This window comes from Streptomyces lunalinharesii (assembly GCF_039532155.1).
In the GTDB taxonomy this organism is placed as follows: Bacteria; Actinomycetota; Actinomycetes; order Streptomycetales; family Streptomycetaceae; genus Streptomyces; species Streptomyces lunalinharesii.
Genome location: NZ_BAAARK010000014.1, coordinates 92,874 through 110,257 on the forward strand (window position 1 = coordinate 92,874; position 17,384 = coordinate 110,257).

Here is a 17,384-nt window from a genome sequence, read left to right on the forward strand (position 1 = left end):
TTTTCCGTGCGGTGGGGCGCGGCATCCGACCGCACCGCGACGACGCGAGGAGGGCCACCGTGGAAGCTGCCACCGTCAACGGCCGCTGCGCACCGGGCTTCGAGGGCGTGCGCAGCGCCTTCGAGCGGAACTTCCGCGAGCACCGCGAGATCGGGGCGGCGCTCGCGGTCACCCTGGACGGGGAGCGGGTGGTCGACCTGTGGGGCGGCCGGGCGGACGCCGCCGGGAGCCGGGCGTGGGAGCCCGACACCCTGGTCAACGTCTACTCGTCGGCCAAGGGCATGACCGCGTTGTGCGCCCATCTCCTGGTGGAGCGGGGCGCGTTGGACCTCGACGCGCCGGTCGCCCGTTACTGGCCGGAATTCGCCCGGGCCGGCAAGGAGGCCATACCGGTGCGCTGGTTGCTCAGCCACCGCGCCGGGATGCTGGCGCCCCGGGAGCCGCTGGCCGAGGGCCGGGCCTACGACTGGGAGTACGTCTGCGACGCCCTGGCCGCCACCGCACCGTGGTGGGAGCCGGGGACCGCACAGGGCTACCACGCGGTGACCTTCGGCTACCTGGTCGGCGAGGTGGTCCGCCGGATCACCGGGCAGTCGCTGGGGGCGTTCCTGCGCCGCGAGGTCACCGGGCCGCTCGACGCCGACGTCTTCATCGGCACCCCCGCCGAGGAGCACCCGCGGTGCGCCGACATGGTCGGCCAGCTGAGCGCCGCCCAGCTCCGCGAGCGCTTCCCGGACCTGCCGACGCCGCCGGTGCGCGGGCTCGCCGACCATCCGCTGGCCGCCGTCGCGCTGGCGCTGGCGTACGTGCCCACCGGCGACGTCAACAGCGCCGCCTACCGCACCGCCGAGATCCCGGCGGGCAACGCGCACGCCTCGGCGCGCGGCCTGGCCGCCGTCTACGCGGCGCTGGCCGGCGGCCGACTTGTCCGGCCCGCCACCCTGGAGGCGATGCGCACCTCACAGAGCCGGCCGGGCGAACCGGACCTGGCCCTCGGCGCGCTCACGCCCGAGGGCCCCCGCGCGGCCCATCGCTGGGGGCTGGGCTACATGCTCAACGACCGGGGCCGGGCGGGCCCCAACCCCCGGGCCTTCGGGCACGGCGGGGCGGGCGGCTCGTTCGCCTTCGCCGACCCGGAGAACGGGCTGGCGTACGCGTACGTCATGAACCGCTACGGGGCCGGGACCAGCGGTGCGGACCCGCGCAGCCGGGCGCTGGTGACCGCGGTGTACGCGGCGCTGGCGGAGGTCCGCGGCCGGCGCTGAGGGCATCCACAGGCCACCGCGAACGCCCGGGCGCGGCGCCATAATGGAAGGCGCGGCATGGATCCGTCCGGCGCCGGCGCGCGTGCGACGGCCCCGGAGAGAGGGCGTGGTGACCATGGAACGGGACACCGAGACGGTTCACGAGGCGTACGCGTTCGTCTGCCTGCACTGCGGACACGGGTGGGAAGAGGAGTACGAGATCCGGCACACCACCGATCTCGCGGGCCGTCGGCGCGCCGACTACTTCACGCACGGCCGGCGGGTGCCCTCTCCGCTGACCCGCGCGGACTGCCCGGACTGCAACCGCGGCCCGATCCGGATCCTGCGGCCCGGCCGGGTCAACAGCGCCCGGACGTTCCTCGGCTGACGCGGCCCGCCGCCTGCCGGGGCCCGCTGCGATTCGATAACGGGCACCAACGCCCCGTCCTTCACCCCGGCAAATGTTGCATATGCTCAGGTCGGGGGCCCGGAGGCGGGTTTCGGACAGTCGGACGGGCCTCGGCCGGCCCCCCGCAAGCGATCGTCTCTCCGGGGACCGGCAGACCGGTCCCCGGGCCGTCACTACGCCGGGGTGGACCTTGACCGTGGAGAAGGGGGAGCAGCGCACCCGCTCCCGTGCGCTGGCCGCGCTTCCGTACCTGGTCATGGCCGCGGTCAGCGCCGTCGACCTCACCGCGGGCCCGGGGGTCGGCTTCCTGCCCCTGGTGTCGCTGGGGCCGGCGTTCGCCGGTCTGGTCGGCGGCTGGCGGCGCACCGCACTGGTCGGGCTGACCGCGGCGGTGCTCTGCGTCGGGCTGGGGGTGCACAGCGGGCTGTTCGAGAGCCGGCGCGGGCTGACCGCGTTGCTGTCGGTGGCCGGCGTGACCGCGGCCGGCGTGGTGGCCGCGGTGATGCGCCAGCGCCGGGAGGCGGAGCTGGCCAGCGTCCGGTCGATCGCCGAGGTCGCCCAGCGGGTCCTGCTGCGACCGGTGCCGCGCGGCGCCGGGCCGCTGCGGATCGCGGTCTCGTACACCTCCGCGGTGGCCGAGGCCCGCATCGGCGGCGACCTCTACGAGGTGGTCACCTCGCCCGCGGGGGTGCGGATCATCGTCGGGGACGTGCAGGGCAAGGGTCTGGAGGCGGTGGAGAGCGCCGCGGTGGTGCTCGGCGCGTTCCGGGAGGCGGCGCACGACGAGCCCGACCTGCCGGCGGTCGGCGCGCGGGTCGAGCGGGCGCTGAACCGCCACCTGTCCGGTGAGCGGTTCGTGACCGCGGTGCTCGCCGAGATCGGCGACGGCCCGCACGCCACGCTGCTGAACTTCGGCCACCCGGCGCCGCTGGTCGTGCGTTCCTCCGGCGAGGTCCGCTACGCGGCGCCGCCGGAACGCGCGCTGCCGCTGGGGCTGGTGGAGCACGGGCCGGAGGCGCCGGTCCCCCACCAGGTGCCGTTCGCCCCCGGCGACCAGCTGCTCTTCTACACCGACGGGGTCACCGAGGCCCGGGACTCGGCCGGCTGGTTCTACCCCCTCGACGAGCGCGCCCACCTGCTCAAGGAACCCGACCCGGAAGCGGCGCTGCAGGCCGTCCGAGAAGACGTGGTCGACCACGCCGAGGGGCCGCTGCACGACGACGCCGCGATGCTGCTGGTGCGCTACCGGACGCGGCACCGGGACCCGGGCCGGCCGGGCCCCGGTGGCACTCAGGACAGCGGCAGCCCGGTGTAGTTCTCGGCGATCTCGGCGGCGGCGTGCCAGGAGCCGGCGATGCGGTCGAGTTGGGAGAGCTGGAGCCGGGTGTCGAAGGGGCTCTGGTCCGGGGCGGTGTGCAGGGTCGTGGTCATGAAGTGCGAGAAGTGCTCGGCGCGCCAGACCCGGCGCAGGCAGGTGGCGGAGTAGGCGTCGAGCAGTTCGGCCGACCCGGTCCGGTGGCGGTGCGTCAGGGCGCGGGCCAGGACGGTGACGTCGGCGACGGCGAGGTTGAGGCCCTTGGCGCCGGTGGGCGGCACGATGTGCGCCGCGTCGCCGGCCAGCAGGATCCGGCCCCAGCGCATCGGCTCGGTGACCGCACTGCGCAGCGGCAGGACGGCCTTGGCGGTGAGCGGGCCGCGGGTCGGCTTCCAGGGGGCGGCGTCGACGGCGGCGCGGGCCTGGAGCTCGTCCCAGATCCGGTCGTCGGGCCACGCGGCCGGGTCGGTGCCGTTGGGGACCTGGAGGTAGAGCCGGCTGACGGTGGGCGTGCGCATGCTGAGCAGGGCGAAACCGCGGTCGGAGTGGGCGTAGACCAGCTCGTCGTGGGAGGGCGGGACGTCGGCGAGGACGCCGAGCCAGGAGTAGGGGTAGCCGCGGGTGTAGGTGCGGCGCGCGGTCTCCGGGATCGCCTGCCGGGCCACCCCGTGGAACCCGTCGCAGCCGGCGACGTAGGCGCAGGTGAGGGTGTGTTCGCGGCCGCCGTGCGCGTAGTGGATGCGGGGCCGGTCGGTGTCCGCGCCGGTCACCGCGCGCGCCCGGGCGCCGAACAGCAGCGGCGGGCCGTCGGCCCGTTGCAGCGCTATCAGGTCCTTGACGACCTCCGTCTGGGCGTAGACGGTCACCCGGCGGCCGCCGGTCAGCGCCGGGAAGTCCAGGCGGTGGGCGCGCCGGTGGTACCGCAGCTGGATGCCGTCGTGGACCAGTCCCTCGCGCTCCAGCCGCTCGCCCGCCCCGCAGGCGCGCAGCACGTCGGTGGTGCCCTGTTCGAGGATGCCGGCGCGCTGCCGCCGTTCGACGTAGCCGCGGTCGCGGCCCTCCAGGACCACGCAGTCGATACCGGCGCGGTGCAGCAGTCGGGCGAGCAGCAGCCCGGCGGGGCCGGCGCCGATGATGCCGACGGTGGTGTCGCGGGGCGCGGCGTCCCGCGGGCGGGGCGTCACCGTGCCGCTCCCGGGGCCGTGTGGAGCGGGGCGAGGTGGAGCGGGGCCAGGTGGGCGAGGAGCGCGGCGAGGACCTCGGCCGGGCGCTCGACGCCGGCCAGGTGGGCCGCGCCGGACAGCTCGACGAGGCTGGCGCCCCGGATGCCGTCGGTGAGTTCGCGGGCGTGTGCGGGCGGGGTGGCCGGGTCGGCGCGGCCGGCCACGACGAGGGTGGGGGCGGTGATCCGGGGCAGTGCGCTGCGCAGGTCGAAGGCGGCCAGGGCGTCGCAGCAGGCCGCGTACCCGTCGGGCGCGACGTCCCGGCGGAGCGCCTCGACCAGCGCGGTGGCGGTCGGTGCGGCGGCGAAGGCGGGGGTGAACCAGCGGCCGGCGGCCGCGTCGGCGACGGCGCCGGTCCCCTCGGCACGGACCTGCGCGGCCCGGTCGCGCCAGCCGGCCGGCTCGCCGAACCGCGCGGACGAGCAGACCAGGGCGAGCGAGGCGATCCGGTACGGGTGGTGGGCGGCGAGCCAGGCGCCCACCGCGCCGCCCAGCGACGCCCCCGCGTAGGCGAACCGGTCGAGGCCGAGGGCGTCGGCGAGGTCCAGGACCAGGCCGGCCAGTTCGGGGACGGTGGTCGTCCCGGGGGCGGCCAGCACGTCCAGCGGGGTGCCGCCGTGGCCCGGGAGGTCCCAGCGCACGACGCGGAACCGGTGTGCGAGGTAGGGGAGTTGGGGGTCCCAGAGGGAGAGCGCGGTGCCCAGGGAGGGGCCGAGGACGAGCGGCGGGGCGCCGAGCGGGCCGTTGACGGTGTGGTGCGGTGCGGGCGCGGCGGGCGGCGTCATTGCGGGGCTCCTGCGGGTCGTGCGGGCGCGTGGGGGCGTGGGGCGGGCCGGACGGCCGGGGCCGGTGGTGGCCGTGGTGGCGGCCCGGCCGGCCGGTCAGCGGAAAGCAAGGAAGACCGTCTCCTCGTCCCCGCCGTCCGCCGGCTGCCGGAGCCGGACGTCGAACCGGTAGCGGCCCGGGCCGTCGGGGCGGGCCAGGAGGGTGCGGGCGCGCTCCGCCGGCAGCTGCGCCAGCAGTGGGTCGGGGGCGTGGGTCGCGGTGTGCTCGGCGAAGTAGACGCGGGTGAACAGGTGCTCCAGCAGGCCGCGGGCGTGCACGCAGACCGCCAGGTGCGGTGCGGCGTCCGGGCGGGCGGCGGGCGGCAGGGTGCGCACCGCGTAGCGGCCGCCGGCGTCGGTGGGGACCCGGCCGAAGCCGGTGAACACCGCGCCGTCCCGGCCCAGGAGCACGCCGGTGGCCGGGTCCCGGCGCAGCGAGCCGGGTGCGCCGGTCGCCGGAGCGCCGTCCGGGCCGGCCTGCCAGAACTCCAGCAGGGCGTCCGGCACCGGCGCGCCGTCCCCGTCGCGGACCGTTCCGTGCAGGGTGACGGCGTCGGGGTGCCCCTCGGGCGCGATCCGGCCGCCGCCGGGGAAGGGCAGGGCGTGGCCGAAGAAGGGGCCGATGGTCTGGGCGGGCGTCGGGGCGAGCGGCCCGCCGCGGTCGGTGGCGTCCGGCATCAGCGCGCTCCCTCGGTCCAGGTGGCGGACGGGCCGTCCAGGACCACGTCCCAGCGGTAGCCGAGCGGGCCGCCCGGGCGGGACAGCGCGTGGTCGTAGACCGCGATCAGGCGCTGGCGGGCGGCGGGGTCGGCGACCCCGGCCAGCATCTGGTCGTGGGGCAGGAGCGGGTCGCCGGGGAAGTACATCTGGGTGACCAGCCGTTGGGTGAAGGCGGTGCCGAAGAAGGAGAAGTGGAGGTGGGCCGGGCGCCAGGCGCTGTCGTCGGGCAACGGGTAGGCGCCGGGCCTGATGGTGGTGAAGGCGTAGCGGCCGTGGTCGTCGGTGAGGCAGCGGCCGACGCCGGTGAAGTGGGGGTCCAGCGGCGCGGGGTGGCGGTCCTGGCGGTGCGCGTACCGGCCGGAGGCGTTGGCCTGCCAGATCTCGACGAGTTGGCGGCGGACCGGGCGGCCGGCGCGGTCCAGGACCCGACCGGTGACGGTGAGGCGTTCGCCGAGCGGCTCGCCGGAGTGTTGCCGGGTGAGGTCCGCGTCGAGTTCGTGCACGTCGGCGGGGCCGAAGACCGGGGCGGTCAGCTCCACGGCCTCGGGATCGGTGCCGATGTCGAGGAGGTGGCGCGGTCGCCGGGGGAAGCGGTCCGGCGCGCCCTGGTAGGGCGTCGGCTCCGGGGTCGGGAGCGGCGGGGCGGGGGATGCCGGTGCGGTCATGGGTGCCCTTTCCCTGCGGTGGACGGGTACGGACCGGGCGGTGGACACCGCTTTCGCCGAAACGCGGTCCAGCGTGCCGACGAATTCCCCGGCGGTCACCGGGGCGCGCCGGTGCGTGCCGGAGCGCCACTCCCGGCGGTCGCGGCGTCCTGGTGAGCGCCCGTCAGGACGCGTCCGGACCCGGCCGGTCACCGACGCCCTTTTGACCCTCCTGGCGGTCCAACTCACCTGCTCACCAAGGGTGTTCGCGCAGTGAACCGAAGTTCACGTCCGCGCCCCGAGTCTGGTCCCGGCCCCCGACGGTGTCAACGGGGCGCCGGGTACGGTTCCGGACTACTTGGGACCACCGCGCCGCACCAGGGAGAACCCGTTGCCGTCACCCGCCCGCCCCGCTCCGCCCGCCCCGCCGCCGGAGGCGGTGGCGCCGCTGATCCGCGCGCTGGCCGTACTGCGCGCGCTGACGGCGGCCGGGGGCCGGGCGGCGGTGAGCGACCTGGTCCGGACCACCGGTCTGGCGCGGGCCACCGTGGACCGCCTGCTGAGCACCCTGGGCCGGCTCGACTACGTCCGCGCCGAGGGCCGCGAGGCGGTGCTCGCCCCCGCCCTGCTGGAACTCGGCAACGCCTACCTCGCCGCCACCGGCCTGCCCGACCGGCTCGGCCCCCTGGCCGACCGCCTCGCCGACGCCCTCGACGAATCGGTGTCGCTGGCCGTCCCGGACGGCGACGGGATGCGCTTCGTCCACCAGGCGACGCGCCGGCGCGCGGTGTCGCTGGCGTTTGGCATCGGCGACCTGCTGCCGGCCGAACGCGGGGCGCCCGGCGCGCTGTTCGCGGCCGACTGGGCGCCGGCGGACTGGCAGCGCTGGCGGGCCCGGCGGGCCGCCGACCCGGCCGACGCGGGTTTCCCTGCGGTGCCACGCCGGGGGCCGGCGGACGCCGCGCCGGCCGGTGCCCGGCAGCTCGCGGCGGACTTCACCGCGCGGGTGACCGCGGCCCGGACCGCCGGGTGGTCGCTCGACGACCAGCTCATCGAACCGGGCCTGATCGCCGTGGCGGTGCCGGTCCGGGACCCGGCCGGCCGCACGGTCTGCGCGGTGAGCGTGGTCAGCCACACCAGTCGCCACCCGGCCGCGGCACTGCCGGACGCGGTCCTGCCCCGGCTGCGCGCGACGGTCGGCGCCATGGAGCGGGCGCTGACCGCGCCGGCCCCCGCCGCGGTCGCGGACGACGGCCGCCCGGCCGCCTGGCGGGAGGCTGCGAAGCGGCAACTGGGCCCGGGATTCGTGGAGTCCGTCGCCCGCGGACTGGCCGTGCTCACCGCGTTCGGCACCGGCCGGGCCGCGCTGACGCTCAGCGCGGTCGCCGAGGCCGCCGGGCTCCCCCGCGCCACCGCCCGGCGCGCCCTGATCACCCTTGCGCACCTCGGCTACGCCACGGCCGACGGCGGCCGGTTCCGCCCCACCCCCAAGGTGCTGGAACTCGGTTTCGCCCGGCTGTCCGGCCTCACCCTGCCGGCCCTGGCCCGGCCCCACCTGACCGCGCTGGCCGAACGCGTCGGGGCGTCGGCGTCGTTGGCGGTGCTGAGCGCCGACGGTGCGGACGCGGGGCCGGCCGTGCAGTACGTCCTCGGGGTCCCCGCGGCCGGCATCATGCGGGTCACGATCAGCCCGGGCAGCCGCGCCCCGGCGCCCGCCACCGCCGCGGGTCGGGTCCTCCTGGCGGCCGGGCCGGGCGACGGGCGCACCGCGTCCGGCCCGGCCGGGCCCCGGGCCCTCCTCGACGGCGTCCGGGCCGACGGGCACGCCCTGGTGGACGACGAACGGGAGGCGGGCCTGCGGTCCGTGGCGGTCCCGGTGCGCGACGGCGCCGGCCGCGCGGTGGCCGCGCTCGGGGTGTCCGTCCACGTGGCCGACCGGGCGCCGGCGGCCACCCGGGCCGCGGTGCTGCCGGCGCTGCGCGCGACCGCCGCCGCCGTCGAGGCCGACCTCCGCGTGGCCGGGCGCTACCTGCCGGTGCCGCTGCCGTGAGTCGGGCGGCGCCGGCGCGTCCCGGCCGCGCGCCCCGGCCGACGGTCCGGGCGGTGCGGGTGCGTCAGCGCGGCGGGTCGGTGGGCGCCGCGGGTCCGTCACCGCCGCGCTCCGCCTCGGCGCGCTTCGCCGCGGCACGTTCCGCCTCGGCGCGGCGCCGTTCGATCTCCGCCCGGGCGGCGGCGGTGGCGACCGACGGCCACACCCGGTCCAGTGCGGCGTTCATGGCGGCGCCGACCAGCACCGCGAAGGCGGAGACGCCGATCCACAGCAGGACCGCGACCGGGGCGGCCAGCGAACCGTAGATGGTGGGGCCCTCGACGGCCGCGGTCAGGTACAGGCGGAGCAGGAAGCTGCCGAGGATCCACATCGCCAGGGCGATCACGGCGCCGGGGATGTCCTCCCGCCACGGCGAACGGACCGGCACCGAGACGTGGTACAGGGTGGTGAGGAAGGCGATGGACAGCACCAGCACGACCGGCCAGTACAGCACCCGGACCACGTCCCCGCTGGCCGGCAGCCAGCCGACCACCACGTCCGGACCGGCCACCATCAGCGGCAGCGCGATCGCACCGACCGCGAGCCCGGCGACGTAGAGCACGAAGGACAGCAGACGGGTCTTGACGATGCCGCGGTGGCCGTCCAGCCCGTACATGATCGTGATGGTGTCCACGAAGACGTTGAGCGCGCGGGAGCCGGACCACAGGGCGATGGCGAAGCCCAGCGAGATGACGTCGGGGCGGTGGCCGGTGAAGACGTCGGTCAGCAGCGGGCGGGCGACCTCGTCGACGCCCCGGTTGGACAGCACGGTGCCGGCGGCGTGCAGGAGGTGGGAGCGGAAGTTCTCCAGCGTGGTGTGGCCGATCCACGGCTCGGTGTAGCCGAGGACGCCGAGCAGGCCCAGGATCAGCGGGGGCAGCGAGAGCAGGCACCAGAACGCGGCCTCGGCGGCCAGCCCGGTGACGCGGTAGCGCATGCAGGTGTCGACGATGTCCTTGAGCAGCAGCCAGGTCAGGCGGCGTTTGGAGACGTTGCGGTACAACACCCGGGCGCGGGTCAGACGCCCCCGGCGCGGTCCGTGCGGTTCGGTCGGTTCGTTCGGCGGCTGCACCTCCTTACCGTATCGGGCATGGCAGCAACCACTCATACCGTGACGAACCAACCACCGCCGCTGCACGGCTACGACGTTTTCGCCGCCGACCCGGCGCTCACCGAGGGGGTGGCCCGGTACGTCGCCGGGGAGCACCTCGACGCGGTGCGCGAGGAACTGGGGCGGCTGGGGCAGGCGGCCGGTTCGGCCCAGGCGCAACGCTGGGGCGAACAGGCCAACGCCTACCCGCCGGTGCTGCGCACCCACGACCGCTACGGCCACCGCATCGACGAGGTGGAGTTCCACCCCGCCTGGCACCGGCTGCTCGGGCACGCCGTGACGGCCGGGCTGACCGACGCCTGGTCCCGCCCGCACGGGCACCTGCGGCGCGCCGCGGGCTTCTTGGTGTGGACCCAGGTGGAGGCCGGACAGGGCTGTCCGCTGTCGATGACCCACGCGGCGGTCCCGGCGCTGCGGGCCGAACCCGCGCTGGCCGCGGCGTGGGAGCCGCGGTTGACCTCGCGGGTCTACGAGGCGGAGCTGCGGCCGGCGGCGCTGAAGGCCGGCGCGCTGGCCGGGATGGCGATGACCGAGAAGCAGGGCGGCAGCGACGTGCGGACGAACGCCACCCGCGCCGATCCGCTGGCGGCGGCCGGGGAGTACGTCCTGACGGGCCACAAGTGGTTCTGTTCGGCGCCCATGTCGGACGCGTTCTTGGTGCTGGCGCGGGCGCCGGGCGGGCTGACCTGCTTCCTGCTGCCGCGGGTGCTGCCGGACGGCACCCGCAACGCGTTCCGGATCCAGCGGCTCAAGGACAAGCTGGGCAACCGCTCCAACGCCTCGGCGGAGGTCGAGTTCGACGGCGGCACCTGGGCGCAGCGGGTCGGCGAGGAGGGGCGCGGGGTCGCCGTCCTCCTCGACATGGTCGCGGCGACCCGGCTGGACTGCGTCACCGCGTCGGCGGCGCTGATGCGGCAGGCGGTGGCGCAGGCGCTGCACCACACCGCGCACCGGGAGGCGTTCGGGCGCCGGCTGACCGACCAGCCGCTGATGCGCAACGTCCTGGCCGACCTGGCACTGGAGTCGGAGGCGGCGACCACGCTGGCGCTGCGGTTGGCGGCGGCCTGCGACGGCGGCACCGCGCGGGACCGGGCCTTCCTGCGCCTCGCGGTGCCGGCGGCCAAGTACTGGGTGACCAAGCGGTGTGCGCCGGTGGTGGCGGAGGCGCTGGAATGCCTGGGCGGCAACGGCTACGTGGAGGAGTCGGGGTTGCCGCGGCTGCTGCGCGAGGCCCCGCTGAACTCGCTCTGGGAGGGCGCCGGCAACGTCCAGGCGCTCGACGTGCTGCGGGCCCTGCGGCGCGAGCCCGCGGCGCTCGACGCCTACCTGACCGAGATCGGCGCCGCACGGGGCGCGGACCACCGGCTGGACCGGGCGATCACGGCGCTGCTGACCGAACTCGCCGACCTGGAGGGCGTCGAGGCCCGGGCCCGGCGGCTGGCCGAGCGGTTGGCGCTGGTGCTCCAGGGGGCGCTGCTGGTGCGGTACGCGCCGCCGGAGGTGGCGGACGCGTTCTGCGCCGCGCGGCTCGGCGGCGATGCGGGGGCGGCGTTCGGCACGCTGCCGCACACGCTGGACCTGGCGGCGGTGGTGGAGCGGGCGCGGCCGGTGCCGGTGGCGGGGTAGGCCGTGCCGTCCGGCGCGCCCGCCCGGTCTGTTGGTGGCGCGGCGGCGGTTCCGCGTCCCCGTCCGAAGCCGTCAGCAACCGGGCTCCGGGTGGGGACGGACAGGGGATGAACCGCCGCCGCGCCGGGCGGGGAGCGGCGCCGCGCCGACTCGGCACCGATCCCGGTCTTCAGGGCCATCGCGGCGGCGGCGCGGTGCGCCCGCGCAGCGCCGCGTCGACGGCCACGATGATCTCGGCGTCCGGCACGTCCGGCCGGAAACCGACCAGGACGCCGCGCGCCTCGTAGTACCGGATCACGCGGAAGGCGTCGCCCGTGCCGTCCTGCTCCGCCTCGCGCAGGTGGACGACGAGGTCGGCGAAGGCCGGTGCGGGCAGCGGACCGCCGAAGCGCGCGACCCGGTCGAGGAGTTGCGGCGCACCGTCGATCACGTAGCCGGTGGCGGGCAGCGGCTGACGCCTGATCAGGACGTCGACCGCGGAGAGCCGGGGCACGCCGTAGTGTCCGGCCAAGCGGGCGGCCCGGGCGATCCGGCCGCCCTCGCCGGTACCGATCACCACGACACGCGGGGCGGCGGCCACCATGGTGAGCCCCCTCCCACACCGTGCCGACGACGCGGGCGGCCGATCGCGTCCCCGGCGGGCACCGGCGGGTTCTCCGTCGGGTGTCCGGCGAAACCTCCGGGTGGGCCCCGCACGCTCCCGGCGCGGGGAGGGACGCCATCGGCCGCTGGTGACCAGATTTCCCCGGAAGCGTCATAGGCCACAACAGTTGCATTCCGTTGCAACAGATCTGGCCAATGGGGCCTCGTGGCACGGCTCCTGACGGCACGATGGGCACGGACCGGACGCAGGGGCAACGGAGAGCAGCGTGAGCGACAGACCGATCGACAGGGCCGGCGCGCGGACCGGTGCCCGGCCGACCGAGAGACCGGTCTTTGGTGCCGTCCACGCGGCCCAGGACATCCGGGAGACCGCACGGCGGCTGGCCGGGGTCCACGAGGCGACGTTGGCCGGTGATCATTTGGCGGCGGAGGCGCCCCGGGACGTGCCCCGCACGGTGATCGGCGAGTCCTGGCGGCGGGCGCTGGACCGCGGCGTGGACCCTGAGCGCGCCAACGACCAACACCCCTTGACCATGGCCGAGTTGGAGTTCCGGCGACAGAAGTCCCAGCTGGCGTCGGTGCTGCCGGTGCTCAGCGGCGGACTGCTGCCGACCGCCGACGCCGCCCAGCAGATCATGGTGGTCACCGACGCCGAGGGACGGGTGCTGTGGCGGGACGGCAGCGCCCCGATCCGGCGGATGGCCGACCGGCTCGGCTTCGACAAGGGCGCCGACTGGACGGAGGGGGTGGTCGGCACCAACGCGATCGGCACCGCGCTGGTGGCCCGCAGCCCCGTTCTGGTGCACTCCGCGGAACACTTCCTGCGCAGCCACCACCAGTGGACGTGCGCCGCGGCACCGCTGCACGACCCGCGCGACGGGCGGCTGCTGGGCACGGTGGACGTCAGCGGGCCGGCGTACTCCTTCCATCCGACGACGCTGGCGCTGGTCTCCGCGGTGGCCCGGCTCGCCGAGGGCGAGCTGCGCACCCGGCACCACGCGTCCCTGGGGCGGCTGCGGTCCAGCGCGGCGCCCGTGCTGGCCCGGATCGGCGGGCGGGCGCTGGCCGTCGACGCGCACGGCTGGACGGCGGCGGTGACGGGGATGACCCCGCCGGACCGGGTGGCGCTGCCCAAGGAGCCGGCGGCCGGGCCGGTGTGGCTGCCGCGGTACGGGATGTGCACGTTGGAGCCGCTGCCCGGCGGCTGGCTGATCCGGCTCGGCCGGCCGGAGCCGGCACCGGAACCGCCCCGGGTGGTGCTGGACCTCGGCGGGCCCGGCGGGCCGGCGGTGACGGTGGCCGGTCCGGCGGGCAGCTGGTCGCACGCGCTGACCCCGCGCCACGCGGAGCTGCTGTTCGTGCTGGCCGCCCATCCGCGCGGGCGCAGCGCCGCCGAACTGGCCCGGGACCTGTTCGGCGACGGCGGGCGCACGGTCACGGTCCGGGCCGAGCTGTCCCGGCTGCGACGCAACCTCGCCGGGGTGCTGGCCCACCGGCCGTACCGCTTCGCGGACGGGGTGGAGGTGGAACTCCGGCTGCCGACCCGGGCCGTGGAACTGCTGCCGCACTCCACCGCGCCGACGGTGCTGGCGGCCCGGCGGGCGGGCACCGGACCCGACCCGGGGTGAGCGGCCCGGCCCGCCCGCCGGAAATTGCGGTGCGCGGGCGGGCCGCCCGCCACTACGGTGGGCGCACTCCGACGCAGCTCTCCAGAAGGACGTCGCAGAACGGGAGCAGCCGGCACGCCGAGGGCGGGCCGGACAGACGAGTGGGCGACACGACCACCCGCGCTCCCGCATGCCCTGCGGCGTGCCGTTCCTGGAGGATTTCCGTGTCCGTGGGCCTTGGCCTCCCCATTTCCGACCCCACCCGACTCCTGACCTGGGCACGGCGCGCCGACGCCGCCCCGTTCTCCACCGTCGCCCTGCTCGACCGGCTGGTGTACGCCAACCCCGAGCCCCTGGTCACCCTGGCCGCGCTGGCCGGCGCGACCACCCGGGTGCGCCTGCAGACCGAGGTGCTGCTGGCCCCGCTGCACCGCACCGCGCTGCTGGCCAAGCAGGCCGCCACGCTCGACGTGCTGTCCGGCGGGCGGTTCACGCTCGGCATCGGCATCGGCGGGCGCGCCGACGACTACCTGGCCGCGGGGGTGGACCTGCGCACCCGGGGACGCCGGCTCGACGGGCAGCTGGCCACGTTGCGGCGCCTGTGGGCCGGCGGGCCGCTGTCCGCCGACGTCGGCCCGGTCGGCCCCGCACCGGCGCGGCCGGGCGGGCCCCAGGTGCTGTTCGGCGGGTTCGTGCCGGCGGTGGTGGAACGGGTCGCCCGCTGGGGCGACGGCTTTCTCGGGGCGGCCCTGCCGTCCCACCAGATGGACGGGATGTTCCGTGATGTGGAGGCGGCCTGGCAGCGCGCCGGCCGGGCCGGCCGCCCCCGGCTGCTGGCCCAGGTGAACGTCGCCCTCGGGCCCGCCGCCGTCGTGGACCGCGCCCGCCACGAGCTGCACGCGTACTACGGCGCCGCCCCGTACACCGACCACGTCGTCGGCGGCCTGCTCACCACGCCGGCCGCGCTGCGCGAGGCGGTCGCCGGGTACTTCGCGATCGGGGCGGACGAGGTGATGCTGTACTGCTGGTCGCCGGACCCGGACCAGGTCGAGCGGCTCGCGGACGCGGTCTTCGTCCCCGACGGCGGCTGGCCGGGCCTGACCGGCTAGCCGGCTCCGTCGCCCGCGCCGGTCCGGGCGCGTCCCGGCCCTCGGACCGCCGTACGGCCCGTCGCCCACCGTGTGATGTGCTGGCGCCATGAGCCACCCCGTCACCATCTGGCACCTCGAACAGACCTCGCGCGCCGCGCTCTCGCCCACCGCGGAGCCCGCCGCCGAACAGGACGTCCGCATCGTCCGGTCCGAGGTGCCTTCGCCGGAATTCAGTCGGTTCCTCTATACGGCGGTCGGCGGGGACGTCCGGTGGACCGACCGGCTGGCGTGGTCGTACGCGCGCTGGGCCGAGCACCTGGCACAGCCGGGGACGGAGACGTGGGTGGCGTACGAGCGCGGGACGCCCGCCGGGTTCATCGAGCTCCAGGCCCAGCCGGACGGCGCGGTGGAGATCGTCTACTTCGGGCTGCTGCCGGCCTTCCGGGGGCGGCGGATCGGCGGGCACCTGCTCGGGTACGGGGCGGCGCGGGCCTGGGACCTGGCCGAGCGGTGGCCGGACCGGCCGGCGACCGCGCGGGTGTGGCTGCACACCTGTAGCGACGACGGTCCGCACGCGCGGGCCAACTACGAGCGGCGCGGCTTCCGGCTGTTCCGCACCGAGGTGACCGAGGAGCCGGAGGTCGAGACCCCCGGCCCGTGGCCCGGCGCCGGACCGGTGCCGGCCACCGCGGCCCCCTGAACCGCGCCCCCTGTCCCTTCGGTCCCGCAGGGACAGGGGGCGCGGCCGGCCGCGCCCCCGAAACCCCTCCCCCACGTGACGGGCGCCACACCATCTCGCGATGCGGGACAAGCATGTCCATATTTTGGATGACGGTGGACTGTCCGGAGAGCCCCGTGCCACGCTTCCGTCATGTCTCGAGCTGGAATTGCCTTGGTGAGTCGGCGGCACGTCGACCTCGGCCGCATGTCCAGCGCCATTTGTCGGGCGGGCTGACGCTGCACGGGCCGGGCCGCACCTGCGGATCCGGACAGCACTCAGCACCACCACGTCGCACCCGTCGTCCCCCTCGTCGCGGACGCGTTCACCCCCCGACCCCGCATGCCACCGCCGACGCGCGCACGCGCGCCGCGCTTCGGTGTGTCCACGCAGGTCAGCGCGGGTTCAGCGCACCCGTCCGCACTCCCTTTGAGCCGCCCAGAAGGACGTAACCCATGGCCGCCAACCCGGAACCGCCCACCGCCACGACCCGCCGCAAGGCCGGCCGCCACCGCGGCGAGGGCCAGTGGGCCGTTGGTCACTTCACGCCGCTCAACGGCAACGAGCAGTTCAAGAAGGACGACGACGGTCTCAATGTGCGGACACGCATTGAGACGATCTACTCCAAGGCCGGTTTCGACTCCATCGACCCCAACGACCTGCGCGGCCGGATGCGTTGGTGGGGCCTGTACACCCAGCGCAAGCCCGGGATCGACGGCGGCAAGACCGCGGTGCTGGAGCCCGAGGAGCTCGACGACAAGTACTTCATGCTGCGGGTCCGCATCGACGGCGGTCGGCTCACCGTCGCCCAACTGCGCGCCATCGGCGAGGTCTCGGAGCAGTACGCCCGCGGGACCGCGGACATCACCGACCGGCAGAACGTCCAGCTGCACTGGGTGCGCATCGAGGACGTGCCCGCCATCTGGGAGAAGCTGGAGGCCGTGGGGCTGTCCACGACCGAGGCGTGCGGCGACTGCCCGCGCGTGATCATCGGCTCGCCGGTGGCCGGCATCGCGGCGGACGAGATCATCGACGGCACCCCGGCCGTGGACGAGATCCACGAGCGGTACATCGGCAGCAAGGAGTTCTCCAACCTGCCGCGCAAGTTCAAGACCGCGATCTCCGGCTCGCCGGTCCAGGACGTGGTGCACGAGATCAACGACGTGGCCTTCGTCGGCGTCGTCCACCCCGAGCACGGCCCGGGCTTCGACCTGTGGGTCGGCGGTGGCCTGTCCACCAACCCCAAGCTCGCGCAGCGCCTGGGCACCTGGGTGCCGCTGGACGAGGTCGCCGACGTCTGGGCCGGCGTGGTCGGCATCTTCCGGGACTACGGCTACCGCCGGCTGCGCACCCGCGCCCGGTTGAAGTTCCTGATGGCCGACTGGGGCCCGGAGAAGTTCCGCCAGGTGCTTCAGGACGAGTACCTCCAGCGCAAGCTGGTCGACGGTCCGGCGCCCGAGCAGCCCGCGCACAAGTGGCGCGACCACGTCGGCGTGCACCGGCAGCAGGACGGCCGGTTCTACGTGGGCTTCGCCCCGCGCGTCGGCCGGGTCGACGGCGCCACCCTCACCAAGGTCGCCGAACTCGCCGCCGCCCACGGCTCGGACCGGCTGCGCACCACCGTCGAGCAGAAGATGATCATCCTCGACGTGACCGAGGACCGGATCGACTCGCTGGTCGCCGGGCTGGAGGCGCTGGACTTCCAGGTCAACCCGTCGCCGTTCCGGCGCGGCACGATGGCCTGCACCGGCATCGAGTTCTGCAAGCTCGCCATCGTCGAGACCAAGGGGCGCGGCTCCGCGCTGATCGACGAACTGGAGCGCCGGATGCCGGACTTCCAGGAGCCGATCACCATCAACCTCAACGGCTGCCCCAACGCCTGCGCCCGCATCCAGGTCGCGGACATCGGTCTCAAGGGCCAGCTGGTGCTGGACGACGACGGCAACCAGGTCGAGGGCTACCAGGTGCACCTGGGCGGCGCGCTGGGCCTGGAGCCGGGCTTCGGCCGCAAGGTCCGCGGGCTGAAGGTGACCTCCGAGGAACTGCCCGACTACGTCGAGCGGGTGCTGCGCAACTTCGAGGCGCAGCGCGAGGACGGCGAGCGGTTCGCCACCTGGGCGGCGCGCGCCGAAGAGGGTGCCCTGAAGTGACCTGGCAACG

General features: G+C 75.9%; 16 protein-coding genes. 10 read left to right on the plus strand and 6 right to left on the minus strand.

What is annotated here, in order from left to right; genetic code table 11:
- Window positions 1-59 precede the first annotated feature (59 nt).
- The 3 genes from ABD385_RS21805 to ABD385_RS21815 all read left to right on the plus strand — a co-directional run bounded on the left by ABD385_RS21805 (window position 60) and on the right by ABD385_RS21815 (window position 2,968).
- Complete coding sequence (locus tag ABD385_RS21805) at window positions 60-1,265, plus strand: serine hydrolase domain-containing protein (protein ID WP_344578689.1); 1,206 nt, start codon at window positions 60-62, stop codon at window positions 1,263-1,265.
- A 115-nt stretch (window positions 1,266-1,380) separates the two neighbouring features.
- Window positions 1,381-1,632, plus strand: a complete 252-nt coding sequence (locus tag ABD385_RS21810; RefSeq protein WP_044380154.1) for a hypothetical protein — start codon at window positions 1,381-1,383, stop codon at window positions 1,630-1,632.
- 277 nt (window positions 1,633-1,909) lie between these two features.
- A complete protein-coding gene (locus tag ABD385_RS21815) occupies window positions 1,910-2,968 on the plus strand; it encodes a PP2C family protein-serine/threonine phosphatase (protein WP_344578867.1) in 1,059 nt (352 codons plus the stop codon).
- On the opposite strand, the gene ABD385_RS21820 is transcribed toward ABD385_RS21815, so the two are convergent.
- The 4 genes from ABD385_RS21820 to ABD385_RS21835 all read right to left on the minus strand — a co-directional run bounded on the left by ABD385_RS21820 (window position 2,944) and on the right by ABD385_RS21835 (window position 6,400).
- Window positions 2,944-4,152 carry a 4-hydroxybenzoate 3-monooxygenase gene (locus ABD385_RS21820; RefSeq protein WP_344578692.1) on the minus strand — a complete coding sequence of 403 codons (1,209 nt, stop codon included), beginning with the start codon at window positions 4,150-4,152 and terminating at the stop codon, window positions 2,944-2,946. The two genes, ABD385_RS21815 and ABD385_RS21820, sit on opposite strands and share 25 nt — an antisense overlap.
- A complete protein-coding gene (pcaD, locus tag ABD385_RS21825; protein WP_344578693.1) occupies window positions 4,149-4,976 on the minus strand; it encodes a 3-oxoadipate enol-lactonase in 828 nt (275 codons plus the stop codon). Before pcaD ends, ABD385_RS21820 begins: the two co-directional genes overlap by 4 nt.
- Before the next feature lie 96 nt (window positions 4,977-5,072).
- Window positions 5,073-5,693, minus strand: a complete 621-nt coding sequence (gene pcaG, locus ABD385_RS21830) for a protocatechuate 3,4-dioxygenase subunit alpha (RefSeq protein ID WP_344578695.1) — start codon at window positions 5,691-5,693, stop codon at window positions 5,073-5,075.
- The gene (locus tag ABD385_RS21835) at window positions 5,693-6,400 is read right to left on the minus strand and encodes a dioxygenase family protein (RefSeq protein WP_344578697.1); all 708 of its coding nucleotides are present in this window, start codon (window positions 6,398-6,400) and stop codon (window positions 5,693-5,695) included. Before ABD385_RS21835 ends, pcaG begins: the two co-directional genes overlap by 1 nt.
- 370 nt (window positions 6,401-6,770) lie before the next feature.
- On the opposite strand from ABD385_RS21835, the gene ABD385_RS21840 reads away from it, so the two are divergent.
- Window positions 6,771-8,429 (plus strand): IclR family transcriptional regulator domain-containing protein, encoded by a 1,659-nt coding sequence (locus tag ABD385_RS21840; RefSeq protein ID WP_344578698.1) that lies wholly within the window; start codon window positions 6,771-6,773, stop codon window positions 8,427-8,429.
- Window positions 8,430-8,493: 64 nt separating this feature from the next.
- Here the strand turns inward: ABD385_RS21840 and ABD385_RS21845 are convergent, their stop codons facing one another.
- Window positions 8,494-9,540, minus strand: coding sequence for a YihY/virulence factor BrkB family protein (locus ABD385_RS21845; RefSeq protein ID WP_344578699.1), 1,047 nt, complete (start codon window positions 9,538-9,540; stop codon window positions 8,494-8,496).
- An 18-nt stretch (window positions 9,541-9,558) separates the two neighbouring features.
- Here ABD385_RS21845 and ABD385_RS21850 point away from each other — a divergent pair, with 18 nt between their 5' ends.
- Entirely contained in the window at window positions 9,559-11,205 is a 1,647-nt protein-coding gene (locus ABD385_RS21850; RefSeq protein WP_344578701.1) for an acyl-CoA dehydrogenase family protein, read from the plus strand.
- Window positions 11,206-11,374: 169 nt separating this feature from the next.
- Here ABD385_RS21850 and ABD385_RS21855 read toward each other — a convergent pair whose 3' ends face one another.
- Window positions 11,375-11,788, minus strand: a complete 414-nt coding sequence (locus ABD385_RS21855) for a hypothetical protein (protein WP_344578702.1) — start codon at window positions 11,786-11,788, stop codon at window positions 11,375-11,377.
- Window positions 11,789-12,074: 286 nt separating this feature from the next.
- On the opposite strand from ABD385_RS21855, the gene ABD385_RS21860 reads away from it, so the two are divergent.
- The 5 genes from ABD385_RS21860 (at window position 12,075) to ABD385_RS21875 (ending at window position 17,374) form a co-directional block, all read left to right on the plus strand.
- Complete coding sequence (locus ABD385_RS21860; RefSeq protein WP_344578704.1) at window positions 12,075-13,436, plus strand: helix-turn-helix domain-containing protein; 1,362 nt, start codon at window positions 12,075-12,077, stop codon at window positions 13,434-13,436.
- Between the two features lie 203 nt (window positions 13,437-13,639).
- Complete coding sequence (locus tag ABD385_RS21865; protein ID WP_344578706.1) at window positions 13,640-14,524, plus strand: LLM class flavin-dependent oxidoreductase; 885 nt, start codon at window positions 13,640-13,642, stop codon at window positions 14,522-14,524.
- A gap of 88 nt (window positions 14,525-14,612) precedes the next feature.
- Window positions 14,613-15,206, plus strand: coding sequence for a GNAT family N-acetyltransferase (locus tag ABD385_RS21870; protein WP_344578708.1), 594 nt, complete (start codon window positions 14,613-14,615; stop codon window positions 15,204-15,206).
- 171 nt (window positions 15,207-15,377) lie between these two features.
- The gene (locus ABD385_RS41350) at window positions 15,378-15,461 is read left to right on the plus strand and encodes a putative leader peptide (protein WP_350257049.1); all 84 of its coding nucleotides are present in this window, start codon (window positions 15,378-15,380) and stop codon (window positions 15,459-15,461) included.
- A gap of 218 nt (window positions 15,462-15,679) precedes the next feature.
- The gene (locus ABD385_RS21875; protein WP_344578709.1) at window positions 15,680-17,374 is read left to right on the plus strand and encodes a nitrite/sulfite reductase; all 1,695 of its coding nucleotides are present in this window, start codon (window positions 15,680-15,682) and stop codon (window positions 17,372-17,374) included.
- The last annotated feature ends 10 nt before the right edge of the window (window positions 17,375-17,384 follow it).